The 18,347-nt window shown below is 40.6% G+C and carries 12 protein-coding genes, 2 tRNA genes and 3 rRNA genes; 11 read left to right on the top strand and 6 right to left on the bottom strand.

The features are described 5' to 3' along the window. Positions 1 to 145 precede the first annotated feature (145 nt). The 8 genes from F938_RS20525 (at position 146) to F938_RS20490 (ending at position 7,461) form a co-directional block, all read left to right on the top strand. A complete protein-coding gene (locus tag F938_RS20525) occupies positions 146 to 712 on the top strand; it encodes a peptidylprolyl isomerase (RefSeq protein ID WP_005034803.1) in 567 nt (188 codons plus the stop codon). A gap of 423 nt (positions 713 to 1,135) precedes the next feature. Next, positions 1,136 to 2,674 (top strand): 16S ribosomal RNA (locus tag F938_RS20520). Between the two features lie 59 nt (positions 2,675 to 2,733). Then, positions 2,734 to 2,810: transfer RNA gene (locus F938_RS20515), tRNA-Ile, on the top strand. A 44-nt stretch (positions 2,811 to 2,854) separates the two neighbouring features. Next, a tRNA-Ala gene (locus F938_RS20510) sits at positions 2,855 to 2,930 on the top strand. A 414-nt stretch (positions 2,931 to 3,344) separates the two neighbouring features. Beyond that, positions 3,345 to 6,235: ribosomal RNA gene (locus F938_RS20505) — 23S ribosomal RNA — on the top strand. Between the two features lie 170 nt (positions 6,236 to 6,405). Next, a 5S ribosomal RNA gene (gene rrf / locus F938_RS20500) occupies positions 6,406 to 6,520 on the top strand. The 16S, 23S and 5S rRNA genes sit together here with 2 tRNA genes alongside, the layout of an rRNA operon. Before the next feature lie 132 nt (positions 6,521 to 6,652). Continuing rightward, positions 6,653 to 7,072 (top strand): hypothetical protein, encoded by a 420-nt coding sequence (locus tag F938_RS20495; RefSeq protein WP_005034800.1) that lies wholly within the window; start codon positions 6,653 to 6,655, stop codon positions 7,070 to 7,072. A 77-nt stretch (positions 7,073 to 7,149) separates the two neighbouring features. Then, positions 7,150 to 7,461, top strand: coding sequence for an ankyrin repeat domain-containing protein (locus F938_RS20490; protein ID WP_005034797.1), 312 nt, complete (start codon positions 7,150 to 7,152; stop codon positions 7,459 to 7,461). A gap of 247 nt (positions 7,462 to 7,708) precedes the next feature. Here F938_RS20490 and F938_RS20485 read toward each other — a convergent pair whose 3' ends face one another. From F938_RS20485 to tssH, 6 genes are read right to left on the bottom strand one after another with little or no spacing between them, the layout of a single operon-like run. After that, positions 7,709 to 8,692 carry a M15 family metallopeptidase gene (locus tag F938_RS20485; protein ID WP_004832269.1) on the bottom strand — a complete coding sequence of 328 codons (984 nt, stop codon included), beginning with the start codon at positions 8,690 to 8,692 and terminating at the stop codon, positions 7,709 to 7,711. Beyond that, positions 8,689 to 9,267: a hypothetical protein gene (locus F938_RS20480; protein WP_005034793.1), complete on the bottom strand. Its 579-nt coding sequence runs from the start codon at positions 9,265 to 9,267 to the stop codon at positions 8,689 to 8,691. Before F938_RS20480 ends, F938_RS20485 begins: the two co-directional genes overlap by 4 nt. A 10-nt stretch (positions 9,268 to 9,277) precedes the next feature. Then, positions 9,278 to 10,081, bottom strand: a complete 804-nt coding sequence (icmH, locus tag F938_RS20475; protein WP_005034791.1) for a type IVB secretion system protein IcmH/DotU — start codon at positions 10,079 to 10,081, stop codon at positions 9,278 to 9,280. A 12-nt stretch (positions 10,082 to 10,093) separates the two neighbouring features. After that, a complete protein-coding gene (gene tssK / locus F938_RS20470; RefSeq protein WP_004832262.1) occupies positions 10,094 to 11,458 on the bottom strand; it encodes a type VI secretion system baseplate subunit TssK in 1,365 nt (454 codons plus the stop codon). 6 nt (positions 11,459 to 11,464) lie between these two features. Further along, entirely contained in the window at positions 11,465 to 12,574 is a 1,110-nt protein-coding gene (tssA, locus tag F938_RS20465) for a type VI secretion system protein TssA (protein ID WP_005034788.1), read from the bottom strand. Positions 12,575 to 12,591: 17 nt separating this feature from the next. Then, a complete protein-coding gene (gene tssH / locus F938_RS20460; RefSeq protein WP_005034785.1) occupies positions 12,592 to 15,270 on the bottom strand; it encodes a type VI secretion system ATPase TssH in 2,679 nt (892 codons plus the stop codon). Between the two features lie 475 nt (positions 15,271 to 15,745). Between tssH and F938_RS20455 the strand changes: the two genes are divergently transcribed. From F938_RS20455 to tssC, 3 genes are read left to right on the top strand one after another with little or no spacing between them, the layout of a single operon-like run. Next, the gene (locus tag F938_RS20455) at positions 15,746 to 16,288 is read left to right on the top strand and encodes a hypothetical protein (protein WP_227549028.1); all 543 of its coding nucleotides are present in this window, start codon (positions 15,746 to 15,748) and stop codon (positions 16,286 to 16,288) included. 30 nt (positions 16,289 to 16,318) lie between these two features. Then, positions 16,319 to 16,828 carry a type VI secretion system contractile sheath small subunit gene (gene tssB, locus F938_RS20450; protein WP_004832255.1) on the top strand — a complete coding sequence of 170 codons (510 nt, stop codon included), beginning with the start codon at positions 16,319 to 16,321 and terminating at the stop codon, positions 16,826 to 16,828. Further along, complete coding sequence (gene tssC, locus F938_RS20445; protein ID WP_004832253.1) at positions 16,821 to 18,302, top strand: type VI secretion system contractile sheath large subunit; 1,482 nt, start codon at positions 16,821 to 16,823, stop codon at positions 18,300 to 18,302. The genes tssB and tssC overlap by 8 nt, the downstream gene beginning before the upstream one ends. The last annotated feature ends 45 nt before the right edge of the window (positions 18,303 to 18,347 follow it).

Genomic DNA, 18,347 nt, shown 5'->3' with positions numbered 1-18,347 from the left:
CCATTTAAACAATTCGAACTTCAACTTTATCTCAACAGATAAATGTAGGGTATTGGTAAAGGTGGTGAAATGTCATTTTTCAATCATATAAAAGCACACTAATATAAGCGCAAACTTATCAAATCAATTTAAGGAAAAAAAGACAATGATTAAGAAAATCGGTATGGGTGTTGCTTTGGGCATTCTCATGCATCCTGTATTTGCCAATACAGATATGCAAATCAAAACCAACTTGGGCAACATCAATATTGAACTATATGATGATCAAGCTCCAATTTCCGTTAAGAATTTTAAGAGCTATGTAAATAGTCAATTCTATAATGGCACCATTTTCCATCGCGTTATTCCTGGCTTTATGATCCAAGGCGGTGGCTTCGATAGTAATATGAAAGAGAAAGTAACGCAGGCGCCGATTCAAAACGAATCGAGTAATGGTTTAAAGAACCTTCGTGGCACTTTAGCAATGGCGAGAACCAATGCACCAAATTCAGCAACCAGTCAATTCTTTATTAACGTTGCAAATAACGACTTTTTAAATAAGTCTGCGGGTAACCCAGGTTACGCCGTGTTTGGTAAAGTTACTCAAGGGCTCGATATCGTAGATAAAATAGTGCAAAGCCCTACAGCAACAGTTGGGATGTATCAAGATGTACCTAAACAAGCTGTAAAAATCATCAGTATTCAAACCATAAAGAGCAATGTCAAAAAATAATTAAAAAATAAAGCAGAAATATTTTGGTCATATTTCTGCTTTATTATTAAAAGCTTACGCTATAATAAGTCTAAAAATGAACCAAAATAGTGCGTAAAAATACAACACTCAATAAAACAATCAGTTAAAAGCACTTGCGTGTGTAAGAAATTGCCCTATAATGAGCTCATCCCGACGCGATACAGCAAACGAACTTAGCTTAGAGGGTTAAGTTGTTGAATGTTTATTGCGTCTTATTTGTCACTGACGAGGTGATAAATTGATCATTAAGAGAATATGAAGAACAACTTGTGTGGATTTTTACTGATTGATTGATCGAAATATTATCATTGATTGATTGGTTTAAATTACTCGAAGTTTATTTGAGAGAATTTGTCAGTACATTGATGAGCCAGAATTGTGACCTTAAGTCACTAATGATTTTAACTGAAGAGTTTGATCATGGCTCAGATTGAACGCTGGCGGCAGGCTTAACACATGCAAGTCGAGCGGGGGAGATTGCTTCGGTAATTGACCTAGCGGCGGACGGGTGAGTAATACTTAGGAATCTGCCTATTAATGGGGGACAACATCTCGAAAGGGATGCTAATACCGCATACGCCCTACGGGGGAAAGCAGGGGATCACTTGTGACCTTGCGTTAATAGATGAGCCTAAGTCGGATTAGCTAGTTGGTGGGGTAAAGGCCTACCAAGGCGACGATCTGTAGCGGGTCTGAGAGGATGATCCGCCACACTGGGACTGAGACACGGCCCAGACTCCTACGGGAGGCAGCAGTGGGGAATATTGGACAATGGGGGGAACCCTGATCCAGCCATGCCGCGTGTGTGAAGAAGGCCTTATGGTTGTAAAGCACTTTAAGCGAGGAGGAGGCTCTTTTGGTTAATACCCAAGATGAGTGGACGTTACTCGCAGAATAAGCACCGGCTAACTCTGTGCCAGCAGCCGCGGTAATACAGAGGGTGCGAGCGTTAATCGGATTTACTGGGCGTAAAGCGTGCGTAGGCGGCTTTTTAAGTCGGATGTGAAATCCCCGAGCTTAACTTGGGAATTGCATTCGATACTGGGAAGCTAGAGTATGGGAGAGGATGGTAGAATTCCAGGTGTAGCGGTGAAATGCGTAGAGATCTGGAGGAATACCGATGGCGAAGGCAGCCATCTGGCCTAATACTGACGCTGAGGTACGAAAGCATGGGGAGCAAACAGGATTAGATACCCTGGTAGTCCATGCCGTAAACGATGTCTACTAGCCGTTGGGGTCTTTGAGACTTTAGTGGCGCAGCTAACGCGATAAGTAGACCGCCTGGGGAGTACGGTCGCAAGACTAAAACTCAAATGAATTGACGGGGGCCCGCACAAGCGGTGGAGCATGTGGTTTAATTCGATGCAACGCGAAGAACCTTACCTGGTCTTGACATAGTAAGAACTTTCCAGAGATGGATTGGTGCCTTCGGGAACTTACATACAGGTGCTGCATGGCTGTCGTCAGCTCGTGTCGTGAGATGTTGGGTTAAGTCCCGCAACGAGCGCAACCCTTTTCCTTACTTGCCAGCATTTCGGATGGGAACTTTAAGGATACTGCCAGTGACAAACTGGAGGAAGGCGGGGACGACGTCAAGTCATCATGGCCCTTACGACCAGGGCTACACACGTGCTACAATGGTCGGTACAAAGGGTTGCTACCTAGCGATAGGATGCTAATCTCAAAAAGCCGATCGTAGTCCGGATTGGAGTCTGCAACTCGACTCCATGAAGTCGGAATCGCTAGTAATCGCGGATCAGAATGCCGCGGTGAATACGTTCCCGGGCCTTGTACACACCGCCCGTCACACCATGGGAGTTTGTTGCACCAGAAGTAGGTAGTCTAACCGTAAGGAGGACGCTTACCACGGTGTGGCCGATGACTGGGGTGAAGTCGTAACAAGGTAGCCGTAGGGGAACCTGCGGCTGGATCACCTCCTTAACGAAAGATTGACGATTGGTAAGAATCCACAACAAGTTGTTCTTCATTGATGTATCTGAGGGTCTGTAGCTCAGTTGGTTAGAGCACACGCTTGATAAGCGTGGGGTCACAAGTTCAAGTCTTGTCAGACCCACCAAGTCTACTGAATACAGAAGAGCAGATATATTAAGATCTTAAGCTGGGGACTTAGCTTAGTTGGTAGAGCGCCTGCTTTGCACGCAGGAGGTCAGGAGTTCGACTCTCCTAGTCTCCACCAAATTTGAGGGAAAACAAAGCAACGCTTTGTCCGAGAATTTAAGCAAGGAGCTGTGCTTCGCGCAGGCATCCATTTGAAAGATGAAATTGATTATAGAAATTAATGAACTGAAGTTTATAGAGTTTATTAACTTCTGTGATTTATCACAGTGAACTACTTGCTGACGAGGCGGTAGTGAATCATTAACAGAATATATTTGAGTTGAAATAATTGTTTAACTCGTTTTATGAAGCTTAACAAGCAATTGTTAAAGCGGAATGAAATGAGAACTAGCGATAAAACTGAATCAAGCGTTTTGGTATATGAATTAAATTGAAGCTGTACAGTGATTAAGTTCACAAGCAACAAATAGAAGTGGTTAAATCCACATTGTTGATCCTCCTTGTAGGGATTAACGACTGTTTGGGGTTGTATAGTCAAGTAATTAAGTGCATGTGGTGGATGCCTTGGCAGTCAGAGGCGATGAAAGACGTAATAGCCTGCGATAAGCTTCGGGGAGGCGGCAAATATCCTGTGATCCGGAGATTTCTGAATGGGGAAACCCACTTACCATAAGGTAGGTATCGCATGATGAATACATAGTCATGCGAGGCGAACGAGGGGAAGTGAAACATCTCAGTACCCTTAGGAAAAGAAATCAATTGAGATTCCCTCAGTAGCGGCGAGCGAACGGGGATCAGCCCATTAAGTTATATGTGTATTAGCGGAAAGCTCTGGGAAGTGCTACCGTAGAGGGTGATAGTCCCGTACACGAAAGTGCACATATAATGATGACGAGTAGGGCGAGGCACGTGAAACCTTGTCTGAATATGGGGGGACCATCCTCCAAGGCTAAATACTCCTGACTGACCGATAGTGAACCAGTACCGTGAGGGAAAGGCGAAAAGAACCCCTGTGAGGGGAGTGAAATAGATCCTGAAACCGCATGCATACAAGCAGTGGGAGCCGACTTGTTCGGTGACTGCGTACCTTTTGTATAATGGGTCAGCGACTTATATTCAGTAGCAAGGTTAACCGCATAGGGGAGCCGTAGAGAAATCGAGTCTTAATAGGGCGTTTAGTTGCTGGGTATAGACCCGAAACCGGGTGATCTATCCATGAGCAGGTTGAAGGTTGGGTAACACTAACTGGAGGACCGAACCCACTGTCGTTGAAAAGCCAGGGGATGACTTGTGGATAGGGGTGAAAGGCTAATCAAACTCGGTGATAGCTGGTTCTCCCCGAAAGCTATTTAGGTAGCGCCTCGGACGAATACCATAGGGGGTAGAGCACTGTTTCGGCTAGGGGGTCATCCCGACTTACCAAACCGATGCAAACTCCGAATACCTATGAGTACTATCCGGGAGACAGACTGCGGGTGCTAACGTCCGTAGTCAAGAGGAAAACAATCCAGACCGCCAGCTAAGGCCCCAAAATTATAGTTAAGTGGGAAACGATGTGGGAAGGCATAGACAGCTAGGAGGTTGGCTTAGAAGCAGCCACCCTTTAAAGAAAGCGTAATAGCTCACTAGTCGAGTCGGCCTGCGCGGAAGATGTAACGGGGCTAAAACTATATGCCGAAGCTGCGGATGTATACATTGTATACGTGGTAGGGGAGCGTTCTGTAAGCCGATGAAGGTGTGTTGAGAAGCATGCTGGAGGTATCAGAAGTGCGAATGCTGACGTGAGTAACGACAAAACGGGTGAAAAACCCGTTCGCTGAAAGACCAAGGGTTCCAGTCCAACGTTAATCGGGGCTGGGTGAGTCGACCCCTAAGGCGAGGCCGAGAGGCGTAGTCGATGGGAAATTGGTTAATATTCCAATACTTCTGTGTAATGCGATGAGAGGACGGAGAAAGTTAAGTCAGCCTGGCGTTGGTTGTCCAGGTGGAAGGTTGTAGGCATGCATCTTAGGCAAATCCGGGGTGCTCTATGCTGAGAACTGATAGCAAGCGAGTTTACTCGTGAAGTGGCTGATACTATGCTTCCAGGAAAAGTCTCTAAGCTTCAGTTACACAGGAATCGTACCCGAAACCGACACAGGTGGTCAGGTCGAGTAGACCAAAGCGCTTGAGAGAACTCTGCTGAAGGAACTAGGCAAAATGGTACCGTAACTTCGGGAGAAGGTACGCTGCTGACGGTGATAGGACTTGCTCCTTGAGCTATTGGCAGCCACAGAAACCAGGCCCCTGCAACTGTTTATTAAAAACATAGCACTCTGCAAACACGAAAGTGGACGTATAGGGTGTGATGCCTGCCCGGTGCTGGAAGGTTAATTGATGGGGTTAGCGTAAGCGAAGCTCTTGATCGAAGCCCCAGTAAACGGCGGCCGTAACTATAACGGTCCTAAGGTAGCGAAATTCCTTGTCGGGTAAGTTCCGACCTGCACGAATGGCATAATGATGGGGGCGCTGTCTCCAGCAGAGGCTCAGTGAAATCGAAATCGCCGTGAAGATGCGGTGTACCCGCGGCTAGACGGAAAGACCCCGTGAACCTTTACTGCAGCTTGACATTGAACTTTGATCTTACTTGTGTAGGATAGGTGGGAGGCTTAGAAGTAGCGACGCCAGTTGCTATGGAGCCATCCTTGAAATACCACCCTGGTAATATTGAGGTTCTAACTCTGTCCCGTTATCCGGGACGAGGACCATGTCTGGTGGGTAGTTTGACTGGGGCGGTCTCCTCCTAAAGAGTAACGGAGGAGTACGAAGGTGCGCTCAGCGTGGTCGGAAATCACGCGTAGAGTATAAAGGCAAAAGCGCGCTTAACTGCGAGACCCACAAGTCGAGCAGGTACGAAAGTAGGTCTTAGTGATCCGGTGGTTCTGTATGGAAGGGCCATCGCTCAACGGATAAAAGGTACTCTGGGGATAACAGGCTGATACCGCCCAAGAGTTCATATCGACGGCGGTGTTTGGCACCTCGATGTCGGCTCATCTCATCCTGGGGCTGAAGCAGGTCCCAAGGGTATGGCTGTTCGCCATTTAAAGAGGTACGCGAGCTGGGTTTAGAACGTCGTGAGACAGTTCGGTCCCTATCTACCGTGGGCGTTGGAAATTTGAGAGGATCTGCTCCTAGTACGAGAGGACCAGAGTGGACGAACCTCTGGTGTACCGGTTGTGACGCCAGTCGCATCGCCGGGTAGCTATGTTCGGAAGGGATAACCGCTGAAAGCATCTAAGCGGGAAGCCTACCTCAAGATAAGATTTCCCTAGGACTTTATGTCCTCTAAAGAGCCGTTGAAGACTACGACGTTGATAGGTTGGATGTGGAAGTGCGGTGACGCATGAAGCTGACCAATACTAATTGCTCGTGAGGCTTGACTATACAACACCCAAGCAGTTGTATGTGAAGCATCATTTGATTCATAAAAGATCAAAGAAACTTGATTTAGTTGTAAAGCTAGTTACAATAACCAACTCAAATGTTCTTCTGTTAAACTCATTTGGAACAAAGTAAGGCATACCCATAAGACCCGAAAAAGTCCATAACAGTTTGCTGGCGACAATAGCAAGAGTGAACCACCTGATCCCTTCCCGAACTCAGAAGTGAAACCTCTTAGCGCTGATGGTAGTGTGGGGTTACCCATGTGAGAGTAAGTCATCGCCAGCTTTTAATTCTTAAAACACCCTCAACTAAAATGTTGAGGGTGTTTTTTTATGTGAAATGGAAATACATCTATCCTATTTATAAGCTTTCTATTAAAATTATTAAGAATAATTATTACAAATTAAGGGAAATCATATGGGATATTCTATTCATATTGAGCAGATTGATTCTGAACCACAAAATAAAATTACATTAGATAAATGGCTAGAATATATAGAAAATGATCCTGAAATGGATCGTAACGACCAAATTGAAATTATTGGTCCTGAAAATGAGGTTTTAAGTTTTAAAATTGAAGGATTATGTATATGGAAGGGCTATTCTAAATATCCAGAGGGGGTAAATGTTTATTTTTCTCCGTCTAAAAATAGTATTAGCGTGAAAAATCCAGATCGTGAAATTCTAATAAAAATGTATAAAATTGCACAGTATTTTAAAGCAAGTGTTCGTGGTGATGGCGATGAGATATATAATGAAAAGGGCGAAGAAATTCAAAATACAGCACCACAAATACATCAAAATTTAAACACACAAAAGTGGTGGAAATTTTGGTAATCCTTTCAGAATAATTTAAATTTGATGTTGTCATTTAAAATTTTGCGGGTAATAATTCAGTCAAATAGGATCTTTTTATGAAACTGAACTCATTCTCTCCCATTCCTAATGATGATGAAGAACTTTATCTTCCTGAACTGGTGTATGCTGCTTCACTTGGCGATATTGAACAAGTCGAACAGCTTTTATCACAAGGGATTGATGCCAATCAAATGGATGAAGAAGGTTATAGTGCATTACAAGCCGCAGCCGAAAATAATCATTTAGACATTTTGAAGTTATTAGTGAGTCAGGGTGCTGATGTCCACTATAAAGCACAATTTACAGCCTTGGAACTGGCAGAAATGGCGAATAATAAAGAAATAGTCGAATATTTAAAGAAACTATAAATCAAAAAAATGGTATGGCTATAAAAAGAAAACCCCATCATCCTGATGGGGTTTTCTTCGTATTGGTGTGTTAGATCTGACTCCTGTCGAATCTCACGTTCCTGATGCTCAGACACTTGGTTATTGTTGTTTTGTCTGGGAAACTTCCTGTTCCCTATGACCATAGAATATAAAATTGATCACTAATCGTATAGATGACAATCGCTGTGATTGTTGTAAGCAATTTCCTACAACAATAAAATTTTCATTAATTGACCTCAATATTATTTGCCATGAGACCTTTACCTTGTGCTTCTGCAATTAAGCGTTCAGCAGATTCACGGTTTTTACGTAGCCCAGGCATTCGGAATTCAGTATGACCATAGTCATGAATTCTTGTCCAACGACCACCCCAGGTTAAACCTACTGATTCAGCGACAACACCATACAGTTGATAACCTTTCCAAGCCCATGGATCACGTTCAGAAATCACTACTTTGCCATCACGTTTAAAGGCTACATCAGCAGCTAAACCAAATTGATGATAACTTTGATAGGCTTTGGCTAAAGTGGTTGCTGTATTGCCCGATAAACGTGTTTGACGTTCAGGGCTACGATAACCTTCTAAAAGAACCATTTCATAACCGTGACGTTCTTTCATGATTTTAAAGACCATCAGCAAACGTTGCTTATAACTTGGATGCATTTTGTCCCATTTACGGTCAACCATTGCCGTATCAAAACTGCTTCTCTGATCCCCAACTCCTTCGTTATCAATCGCTGATGGATTCACACTTGGGAATTGATGATTTGGAAGTGGATTTTCTCTCTCTAGGATTTGAGCTTGCACAATTGCGGCATCAATTAAGCTGTCATCAACAGCAGGCGGAGGGCTTAAGACCTCACCATTAAGCAATGCATAGATTTGTGGATCTGTCTGTCTTAAGTATTCTGCTTCTACTTTTGTCGGGTCAATGGGTCGAGTAAAGGCAAAAACTAAAATACTGGAAAGCAGAAAAAAACCTGCAATCAAAATCCACCATTGTTGTAAATGCCAATGGGTCTGAGTTTGATGTGCAGAAGCTGCTTGGTTCATTTGCTCTGCGAAATGTTTTGCAGATGCTAGTTTTTTCTTACCCTGTGGTAGCAGTGCTTTTAAATAGTCTAAAGTTTTGTTTCTGATCTCATAAGACATTAAAAAAGTAAGACCAATCACCAAAAAGAGAAAACAAATAACAACAAACAAAATCATGGTTTGTTTTCTATCTCTTTTCTTTCTATGGTCATTTTGACAGTCGCTTCAGGAGAGATCTCTTGAACTTCTTCCTTTTTCGCTGGAGCTTCTTTTTCAGCTGCTTTTGCCTCAACTTTCGGTTTGGCTGTTGCAGCGGCTACAGGTTTTGCAGGTACAACTGGTGGTTTAGATGCTACTGCAGGAGCAGGCTTCACTTCTGGTTTGAGCATTTGTTCAAATGGTGAGCCGCTCTTTGGAACTGGTTGAGGTACAGGCTTATTTTCATGTTTGAAAATTTGATTAAAGTCTTTCTCATTAATATGTTGTTTATAAGCACCAGCGCTTTCATCATGTTGATTGTTTGTAGCTTCTTCAGTATGCGCTTGTACATCTTGTTCTTGTACAGCGGATGTTGTTTCAACTGAGTCAGTTAAAGTTTCAGGCTGGTTAAAATTGATAAAAATAAAGAAAAAGATCGCTGAAAGGATGATCCCGGTTAATAAGCCAAGTAAAAAGATTGATGATTTTCCCCAAGTTTTTTTAACAGGCTTACTTTGTAATATACGAATAGATGTTTGCTTTTCTTGTGTCATAATTTTACCGTCAAGGCAATAGAATCGTGATATGCGCTTGTTCTGCTGGCGCTGCAATTACATTATTAAATTTTGCAAGCGAAGCATCTTCATTCTTATTCAACATAATTTTTAATCCTGCAAAAGCAAGCACTGCAAATAACAACAGGAAAATTAGAATCCAAACAAAAGGTAATTCTCGATGAATAATATTTTTGATCTGATCAGGTAGCGCAGCAAAAGGTGAAAAAGCAGCTTTTTTACCTTTTAAGTAATCAATTTCATCACCGACTCGTGCGACTAAGTGATTCAAACTCTCAATAGATTCAATACGATACTTACCTTGAAAACCGAGCAATAAGCAATAATGATAAACTTCGAGTGATGCGAGTCTTTCTTTACCACGGGCACGAATCAGCTCTAAAAACTCAAAAAAACGATAACCCGCCAGTTGTGAACCGAACAGGGTCAACTGTAATGGGCTGATTAACCAATGATTTTGTAGATTGAAAAAAGAAGGATCTTGTTGGGTAACAATCGTTTCATCAAGTAAAGCGCAATAGGCATACTTTGCGTCTTGAATATCTTCTGCTGAAAACTGTAGTTTCTTGGCTTGATGTTCGAAGCGATTGAGTAAATCTAAAATCTTATCTTTAAAGCGATCAGCATTTTCAGGAACGTACTGATTTCTTAATAAAAAGACGATATAAAAACCGTCGTGCAAAAGATCAACCAAATTGGTTGCTTGTGTATTTTTAGTCGGTTGAGGTAAAGAACCTGCCCCAATTTGTCCATCATCAAACAGTGAAGGGGCGATATTATTGTTCTGACTCATTTGCTCATCCTCTTAACCGTTCATCACTGCGATCAGCTCAATACTGATATCTTGGAAACCTGCTGGTACATAAATACAAATGGTTTCAGAATCAAGCATACGCTGATACATCTCGTGGTGTGGCTCAATTTCGAAATAGCTCACCCCTGATCGTACTGGAATGGCCGTTGGAATTTGTACCAAATGATGAATTGGAATTGCAGGAAGTGCTGCAACAACACGTTGTTCTACATCTACCGTATTACCAACTTTGAAACGTAAAGGTACGATTTGAATCAATTCGTGTGTCTGCATCATACCACTTGAGACTGCGATATAAAGTCTTGATTCTTTAGTAATTTTATCGGTTTCTAAACTGCCTACCCAATACGATGGACGAATTTCTTTCAATGCGATACTGATATAACGACTTGAAATAATCGTATCTAACAGTTCACGTAAGATTTTATCTAATTGAGTAAAACTATCTTGCAGGTTGTGATGTTGATATTGTGGTAAATGCTCAACTTCATATGCGGTAGAGAAGGTGAGCAATGAACCTGTTAAACGTAACAACTCAAAGAACAATTTCTCAGGATGAATTTGAGGATTTTGCAAAAGATGGTTTAATGTTGCATGAGCAGTATTGAGTGCATTCACCAACCAGAAAGACACAATATCTCCCGATCTAAACTCGATCAGTTTCTGTTCATTTTCACGGTTATTGGTTTGAATCATTTTGATTTTGGCACGAACAACATTTAAAGTTCGTTTCAAATTCGCCAACAGGGTTTCATTCGACTGAATATGTAAAATTGGCGGAATATATTTTGAATCAATTTCAAAATTACCTGAACTATGACGTTTGATTTTTCCAATCGCTAAATACAAAAAGCCATCTAAATCCTGATTCGGATCAGCTTGAATATCAAAAAGTTTGAATTCAGTACGACGTCTCAGAAAAGTAATTTCAGCAGGTGTTGCATCTGTAAACAGATCATGTGTTTCATTCAAATAAGAATGATAGCGCGCAGGTTGCTTATCCTGATCATCTGAAATGTTTTTCTTATTGGGTTGTAAGATCGGCAATGCTAAATAAATGAGCATTTCACCACGCAAATTCAATTCATCCAATAAGATCGGTTGTGGCAAAAGATCTTTAGCTGGTGCTTGATAAATCTCGCCATCCTGCCAAATCATATCAATGTGTTCTAAAGCCAGTACATGTGTACCCAATTGAGTTTCGTCAAAACGAAGATTTTTAATCCCATAAGGATAGGGAATAGTAGAACGAACGGTATGATTTAAACGTTGTTCTTGATAGGTATCTTGTAGTTGGAAATGCTGTGGTCTTAAAAATAAACCTTCACCCCAAAGAACTTTTTCAGCTTTAAACATATTGGATTACCACTCAGAAGATTCATTATTTTGGTTGACGCCCAGTAATTCTTGAATAGAATCAAGGGGATTATCATTTTTAATGACTTGAGTTAACCATTCGTGTAAAGGCATTTGACTCCATTTAATGGTTTTTTGCAGCATATAACTTACAGGGCTATGTGGTTCATTGGTTTGAAAATAATCAGCAATATCTTGTAAAACACGCATTGCCTGTTCACGGTTCTGTAAGTGACTTTGTGGTTGTGGCTGAAAACTTTGTGTTTGAACAACTGGAGCTGCATAGGACTCTGTAGCTGATGCAATTGGTATTTGAACTTGAGTATCTGTATTTTCCATAGGCGCTGTATTGGTGTTGCTGCCAAAAGATTCTGCTTTATAGATTTTTTTTAGATTCATTTGAATATTTTCAAGTTGAGAATCTACATTGGCAAAACTTGGCGCTTCCAACTCCATCAAAGAATCGAGCACTTGTTTAATGATATTCCAATGCTGCAAAATTTCCTGAAATTGCTGATAATTTTGATATTGAAATGTCCGAGATGTATTGAATAAAGCTTGGTTGAATTGGTCTAATTCTAGCGATGCTTCCACACTGTCAGAATCTTCAGCTTGCTTACGACGCACATTTTGTAAATGTAAAAATTTTTCGTATTGGGCAAGTGAGTAGAATGGTTGAATGTTGATGAGTGGAACATTCTTGATCAAGCCGGGTAATTGTGTTGTGAAGCCTTGTAGCAACCCGAGACGTTGATCTAAATCATCATCTTCAATTTCAGGATGGAGCTTTAACCAGAATTGCTCTAAGACGCGATGGCTCAGCTCTAGTCCTTTAATTAAACCTTCAAAACCATATAGATTTGTCCAAGCTTCGGTCAGCCAAGTCAGTAAACGGATATCCTTAGTTTTATCTGTTAATAATTGAACAGATTTTTCAGCAACAAATGACCAATCCGCTTGCTTAGGTTCAGAGATCCAATCCCCCTGATCTAATAGTGGATCATCATGTGTTCGTGCTTTTTTTATTTCATGAAACTCATTGGAAAAAGATAAATCTTCTCCACATGGATGTTCATCTGAAATAGGTTTTAGTAAGGTATCTAAATTAATATCCATTCTCTATACTCGTGAATTTAAGCTTCCACAACCTTTGGCTTCTTACTCGATTTCTTCTTTGCAGATTTGGCTTGTGGATCTAAAAGGTAAATAATTTCATCATCTTTGGTGTCGATATGAATCAATTTAGGAATTTTTTGTTCTGCTAGCGCAACCAGCATTTCTGTTGCTAATGCAGGTAAGACAGAAGCATTTAAAATATTGTCAACATTACGCGCACCACTATCCACCTCTGTGCAACGACTGAGAATTAACTCGATCAAATCATCGCTATATGTCACTTTGGTTTCGTATTGTTTTTCGAGTCGTGCAGTAATTTTGCCAATTTTATGTTCAATAATTCTGACCAGAAGATCATCATGTAATGGGAAATATGGCACAATCCGCATACGACCCAAAAATGCAGGTTTAAATTGCTTATATAAACTTGGCTTAAGTTGCTCGGTAAGCTCTTCAGCGCTTGGCCACTCTTCTACAGGCTGATTTAAACATGCCTGCATAATGGCGTTTGAACCTGTATTTGAGGTCAACAAAATCGTGGTATTTTTAAAATCAATAACTCTACCTTCACCGTCTTCAAGTGTTCCTTTGTCGAAAACTTGGTAGAACAATTCTTGAACATCGCTATGCGCTTTTTCAATCTCGTCCAGTAAAACAACACTATAAGGATTACGTCTAACAGCTTCCGTTAATACACCACCTTGACCATAACCTACATACCCTGGAGGTGCACCTTTGAGAGAGGAAACAGTATGTGCTTCTTGGTATTCAGACATATTGATGGTGATTAAATGCGATTCACCACCATAAAGCTCATTGGCAAGTGCTAAGGCGGTTTCCGTTTTACCGACACCACTTGGACCAACTAGCATGAAGACACCTTGTGGTTTATTCGGATCTTCTAAGCGTGCTTTCGATGTTTTAATCCCTTGAACCAGCTGATGTAATGCATAATCTTGTCCCATTACACGTTGTTCGAGTTTTTCTTCCAAGCTGAGAATTTGTTTAATTTCATCATTGACCATTTTCCCAACAGGAATACCAGTCCAATCTGAAATAATTTCATTGATGATTTGTGCATTTACACGTTCAAAAACCAGAGGTTCTTGACCTTGCAGTTCAGCTAAGTTGTTACGAAGTTTTAGGATTTCATCTTTATGTGATGCTTGTTCCGTATCGGTACCGCTTTCTAATACTTTGATTTGCTGAATTAAATCCAATTCAGCTTGCCATTGTTGTTCTGTTTCTTGAATTTCTTGCTCAAGTGTATCTAAAGATCGTTTAAGTTGTGCTAAGCGTTCTTCATGAATTGACTCATGCTTATGCTCATTTTCAATGATATTGAATTCTAAATTTAAATTATGTTGTTGAGCTTTGAGTTGATCCAATTTCACAGGTTGGGCATTTTGTGTGAGTGCAACTCGTGCAGCCGCTGTATCTAATACACTAATGGCTTTATCTGGGAGTTGACGCCCACTGATATAACGGTGTGATGAATGTACAGCGGTAACAATGGCTTCATCATCAATACGTAAGTTAAAGTGATTTGCCATCACAGGAATCATGGCACGTAACATATCGATAGCCACTTCTTCGGTTGGTTCTTCAACTTTAACCACTTGGAAGCGACGACTCAAAGCGGCATCTTTTTCAAAATACTGCTTATATTCCGCCCATGTTGTTGCTGCAATTGTTCTTAATTCACCACGCGCCAATGCAGGTTTTAACAAGTTTGCTGCATCATTTTGACCTGCTTGACCACCAGCACCAATCATGGTGTGAGCTTCATCAATAAACAGGATAATTGGGTGAGCTGATTGTTGCACTTCTTGGATAACTTGTTTTAATCGGTTTTCAAACTCACCTTTGACGCTTGCACCAGCTTGTAACAAGCCCATATCTAAAGAATGCAGTTGAACATTTTTAAGCGCATCGGGAACTTGGTTTTGTGAAATTTTAAGTGCTAGACCTTCAACTACAGCAGTTTTACCGACACCAGGCTCACCTGTTAAGATGGGATTGTTTTGACGACGACGCATCAAAATATCCAGCATCAAACGGATTTCGTATTCACGACCAATAACAGGGTCTATTCCACCTTTTTGAGCCTTTTCAGTGAGGTTAATAGTGAACTGATCCAGTGCCGGCGTTTTTTTAAGTGAGGCTGAATGATCACCTGAATTTACTTCAGATTTGGCTTCTTTTTCTGTGGTATTCACGGGAACATTTTCGTTACTGTTCACGCAAATTTCCAAGAATTTATGCTTCATCATATCAATCGGGAAAAGATCAAATAAGCTTGAAGCTCGAATTGCAATTTGATAGAGGTCCGAGGCAGTAAGTAACGCAACAAGTAAGTGTCCACTGCGAATCACTGAATCTTGTTCAGCTGAAGCAAGCAACCATGCTTGTTCCAGAAGTCGAACAATTGATTTTGAAAAGATTGGCGTTCGGGTATTGCCTTTCGGAAGCTGAGAAATGCATTCTAACAAATCACTTAACAATGCATCTTTTGAAATTTTGCATTTGTTTAGTAATATTTCAAGATCATTGCCATGCTGCTCAAGTAATTTGACAAAAAAATGTTCAATTTCAATTTCAAAATTTTGATGATTTACACATAGATTGGCGGATTGTTCTAAAGCTGTACGTGAAGATGCAGATAACTTTTTAATCAAAACTTTTAAATCGGTCATTTTTGTCTCTCTCAAAAACTTTACTTTGGCACAAAGTCAGTTTTTAATTTTCTAGCCTATCAATTTGGCATTTAAATTAGTATATTAAAATCAAATGTTTAATATTTTTTTAAAAATCTCAAGAAATATTTTACAGAAAAAAAAACTTTTGTGAAGATAAGATATTATTGATATTATCCAAACGCTTTAAAAAACTTTTTTTATCAATCGTTTAAAATGTTGATACGAAATTTCACTTGACTAAAAGTGTTTTTTTTAGTTTTATTTCTAAGATTTTAAACGAAGTTGCTTTAATTATATATATTTATAAAACATCAAAAGTAAATCTATTGAATAACTGAATCAAGTGAATTGAGGTTAGATTTTGAAGAATTATATCCCGTACATTTTAGTTCTTGGAGCATCATTTGCGAGCACATTTGTTAGCGCAAACGATGAGATCAAACTAAAAAGATCATGTATCAAAGACTATCCAATGGTTGAAGGCGAGACGAATCCTGAGCTTCTGGGGATTTATGCGCAATTGTGTGATAAGAAGAACAAAGACTATAAAAACAAACTGTTGGTCTCAGCTGCGGAGAAATTCCAACAGCTTGGGAAAAATGAAAAAGCGCTTCAAATTGTCAGTTATTTAGAAACTTTGAATATTCAAAGCAATGAGTTGACTGATGTTAAGTTCCTTGCTGGTCTTGGTTTGGCTTCAGATGCGCTAACCAAGATGCGTACCAGTGAAATGCGTTACTTGACAGAAGCCAAAACTTATCCAGTTGCGAAAAGTTTTACAGATGCTGTTCGACAAGCAATGCCTGCAGCAGTTTTGGTTGAAAAAAATCAGGAAACTGCGCCGAGTGTAGAGCGTAGTTCTCGCCCTCAGAAAGTGAGCCGTCCTCAGAAAGTGAACCGTACTTCGCCGACACGTTCTGCACCTTCTTCATCTAAGCCTGCATCATCTAAACCCGCTGCTACTCCAGCAAAACCGAAGCCGACACCAGCAGCTAGACCGAATTTCCCAACATAATTTATTTGCTCAAATTAATGGATAAAAAAAATGTCAAAACGTGAAAGTGTACAGAAAAAATTACAGCGAATCAGACCACCACGTGTTCAGCTGACTTATGATGTTGAAGTGGGTGATGGCAAGGAAGTTAAAGAATTACCATTTGTTGTTGGTGTGCTCGGCGATTTCTCTGCAGCTTCTGAGTTAGAAAGAACCAAGTTAAAAGACAAGAAATTTATCAATGTTGACTTAGAAAACATTGATGAAGTGATGGAATCATTATCTCCACGTGCAGCCTTCCAAGTTGAAAATACTTTGACTGAAGAAGGTGGTCGCATGTCAGTTGATTTAACATTTAAGTCAATGGAAGATTTTCGCCCTGAACAAGTTGTACAGCAAGTTGAACCACTTAAAAAGTTGGTTGAAGCGCGTGAGCGTTTAACAGACTTGAGAAATAAGATTTCTAACAGTGAGCGTTTGGAAGACTTGCTTGATGAGGTTTTACAAAATACGGATCAGATTCGTAAATTAAGTGCTGAGGCGGGTCCAGAAAATGAGTAATTTACAAACCAATACTGTACAAGATACAGCTGTAGAAGAAGTAAGTTTACTTGATTCTATTGTGGAGCGTAGCCGAATTGCACGTAATGACGAAGAACATGATCGTGCGAAAAGCTTAATTAGCGAATTGGCGAAAGAAGTCATGGCAGGAACAATTACTGTTTCTGAAAACATGTCTTTGTCTATTGATAAGCGTATTGCTGAAATTGATGCACTTATTTCGACACAACTTAGCAAAATCATGCACAACGAGCAGTTTCAAAAAATTGAATCGACTTGGCGTGGTTTGTACTATTTTTGCCAAGAGTCACCGTCTAATCCGTTGATCAAAATTCGTATGTTAAACACGACGAAAAAAGAGTTGATCAAAGACTTCCAAGGTGCAACAGATTTCGATCAAAGTACATTGTTTAAAAAAGTGTATGAAGAAGAATATGGTTCATTTGGTGGCGCACCTTATGCTACTTTGATTGGTGACTTTGAGTTCGATCGTACACCATCAGATATGTATTTGTTAGAACAAATTTCACATGTTGCAGCAGCATCACATGCACCATTCATTTCTGCTGCAAGCAGCAATATGTTAGGTCTTGAATCATTCACTGATATTGATCGTCCGCGTGATGTTTCAAAAGTGTTTGAAACAGCTGAATATGTGCAATGGCGTTCATTCCGTGAAAGCGATGATGCGCGTTATGTTGCATTGACCATGCCACGTGTTTTAGGACGCTTGCCTTATGATCCTAAAGAGGGATGGGCAACTGAAGGCTTTAACTTCGTTGAAGAAGTTTCAGGTCAAAATCACGATGAATATTTATGGATGAATGCAGCTTATGCGTTCGGTACACGTTTGACCAATGCCTTTGACTTGCATGGCTGGTGTGCGGCTATTCGTGGTGTAGAAGGTGGCGGTATGGTCGAAGGCTTACCAGTGCATACCTTTAAAACCAATGATGGTGAAGTGGTATTTAAATGCCCAACAGAAATTGCTATCACTGATCGTCGTGAAAAAGAATTAAGTGATTTGGGCTTTATTCCACTGGTGCATTGTAAGAATACAGACTATGCAGCATTCTTTGGTGCACAGTCTACGCAGAAGCCGAAAAAATATGACAGTGATACTGCGAATGCAAACTCATCACTTTCTAGCCAAATCCAATACATCATGGCAGTTTCTCGAATTGCACATTATCTAAAAGCAATGATGCGAGATAAAGTCGGAAGTTTTGCATCGGCTGGAAACGTAGAAGCATTTTTAAATGAATGGCTATCACAATATGTATTGCTTGATGATGGCGCGTCTCAAGAAGCAAAAGCACAGTATCCACTGCGTGAAGCTTCTGTAAAAGTTGTAGAGAATCCTGCAGAGCCAGGGCACTACAAGTCTGTGGTCTTTTTAAGACCGCATTTCCAGCTAGATGAGTTGTCAGTTTCTCTGCGACTTGTCACTGAGTTACCTCAGTCCTCGAATTAAAATAGAGCGTGGCTAAATAATAACTTTAAAAAATAAGGGTAAATC

The sequence above is a fragment of the Acinetobacter bereziniae LMG 1003 = CIP 70.12 genome (genome assembly GCF_000368925.1).
GTDB lineage: Bacteria > Pseudomonadota > Gammaproteobacteria > Pseudomonadales > Moraxellaceae > Acinetobacter > Acinetobacter bereziniae.
The sequence above is the reverse complement of the archived record's forward strand: the minus strand, read 5'-3'. Positions and strand labels throughout refer to the sequence as shown.

What these genes read in the sequence shown, in the direction of transcription:
- F938_RS20525 (WP_005034803.1), top strand. Translation starts at nt 146, where the DNA reads ATGATTAAGAAAATCGGTATGGGTGTTGCTTTGGGCATTCTCATGCAT.
- F938_RS20495 (WP_005034800.1), top strand. Translation starts at nt 6,653, where the DNA reads ATGGGATATTCTATTCATATTGAGCAGATTGATTCTGAACCACAAAAT.
- F938_RS20490 (WP_005034797.1), top strand. Translation starts at nt 7,150, where the DNA reads ATGAAACTGAACTCATTCTCTCCCATTCCTAATGATGATGAAGAACTT.
- F938_RS20485 (WP_004832269.1), bottom strand. Translation starts at nt 8,692, where the DNA reads ATGATTTTGTTTGTTGTTATTTGTTTTCTCTTTTTGGTGATTGGTCTT.
- F938_RS20480 (WP_005034793.1), bottom strand. Translation starts at nt 9,267, where the DNA reads ATGACACAAGAAAAGCAAACATCTATTCGTATATTACAAAGTAAGCCT.
- icmH (WP_005034791.1), bottom strand. Translation starts at nt 10,081, where the DNA reads ATGAGTCAGAACAATAATATCGCCCCTTCACTGTTTGATGATGGACAA.
- tssK (WP_004832262.1), bottom strand. Translation starts at nt 11,458, where the DNA reads ATGTTTAAAGCTGAAAAAGTTCTTTGGGGTGAAGGTTTATTTTTAAGA.
- tssA (WP_005034788.1), bottom strand. Translation starts at nt 12,574, where the DNA reads ATGGATATTAATTTAGATACCTTACTAAAACCTATTTCAGATGAACAT.
- tssH (WP_005034785.1), bottom strand. Translation starts at nt 15,270, where the DNA reads ATGACCGATTTAAAAGTTTTGATTAAAAAGTTATCTGCATCTTCACGT.
- F938_RS20455 (WP_227549028.1), top strand. Translation starts at nt 15,746, where the DNA reads ATGGTTGAAGGCGAGACGAATCCTGAGCTTCTGGGGATTTATGCGCAA.
- tssB (WP_004832255.1), top strand. Translation starts at nt 16,319, where the DNA reads ATGTCAAAACGTGAAAGTGTACAGAAAAAATTACAGCGAATCAGACCA.
- tssC (WP_004832253.1), top strand. Translation starts at nt 16,821, where the DNA reads ATGAGTAATTTACAAACCAATACTGTACAAGATACAGCTGTAGAAGAA.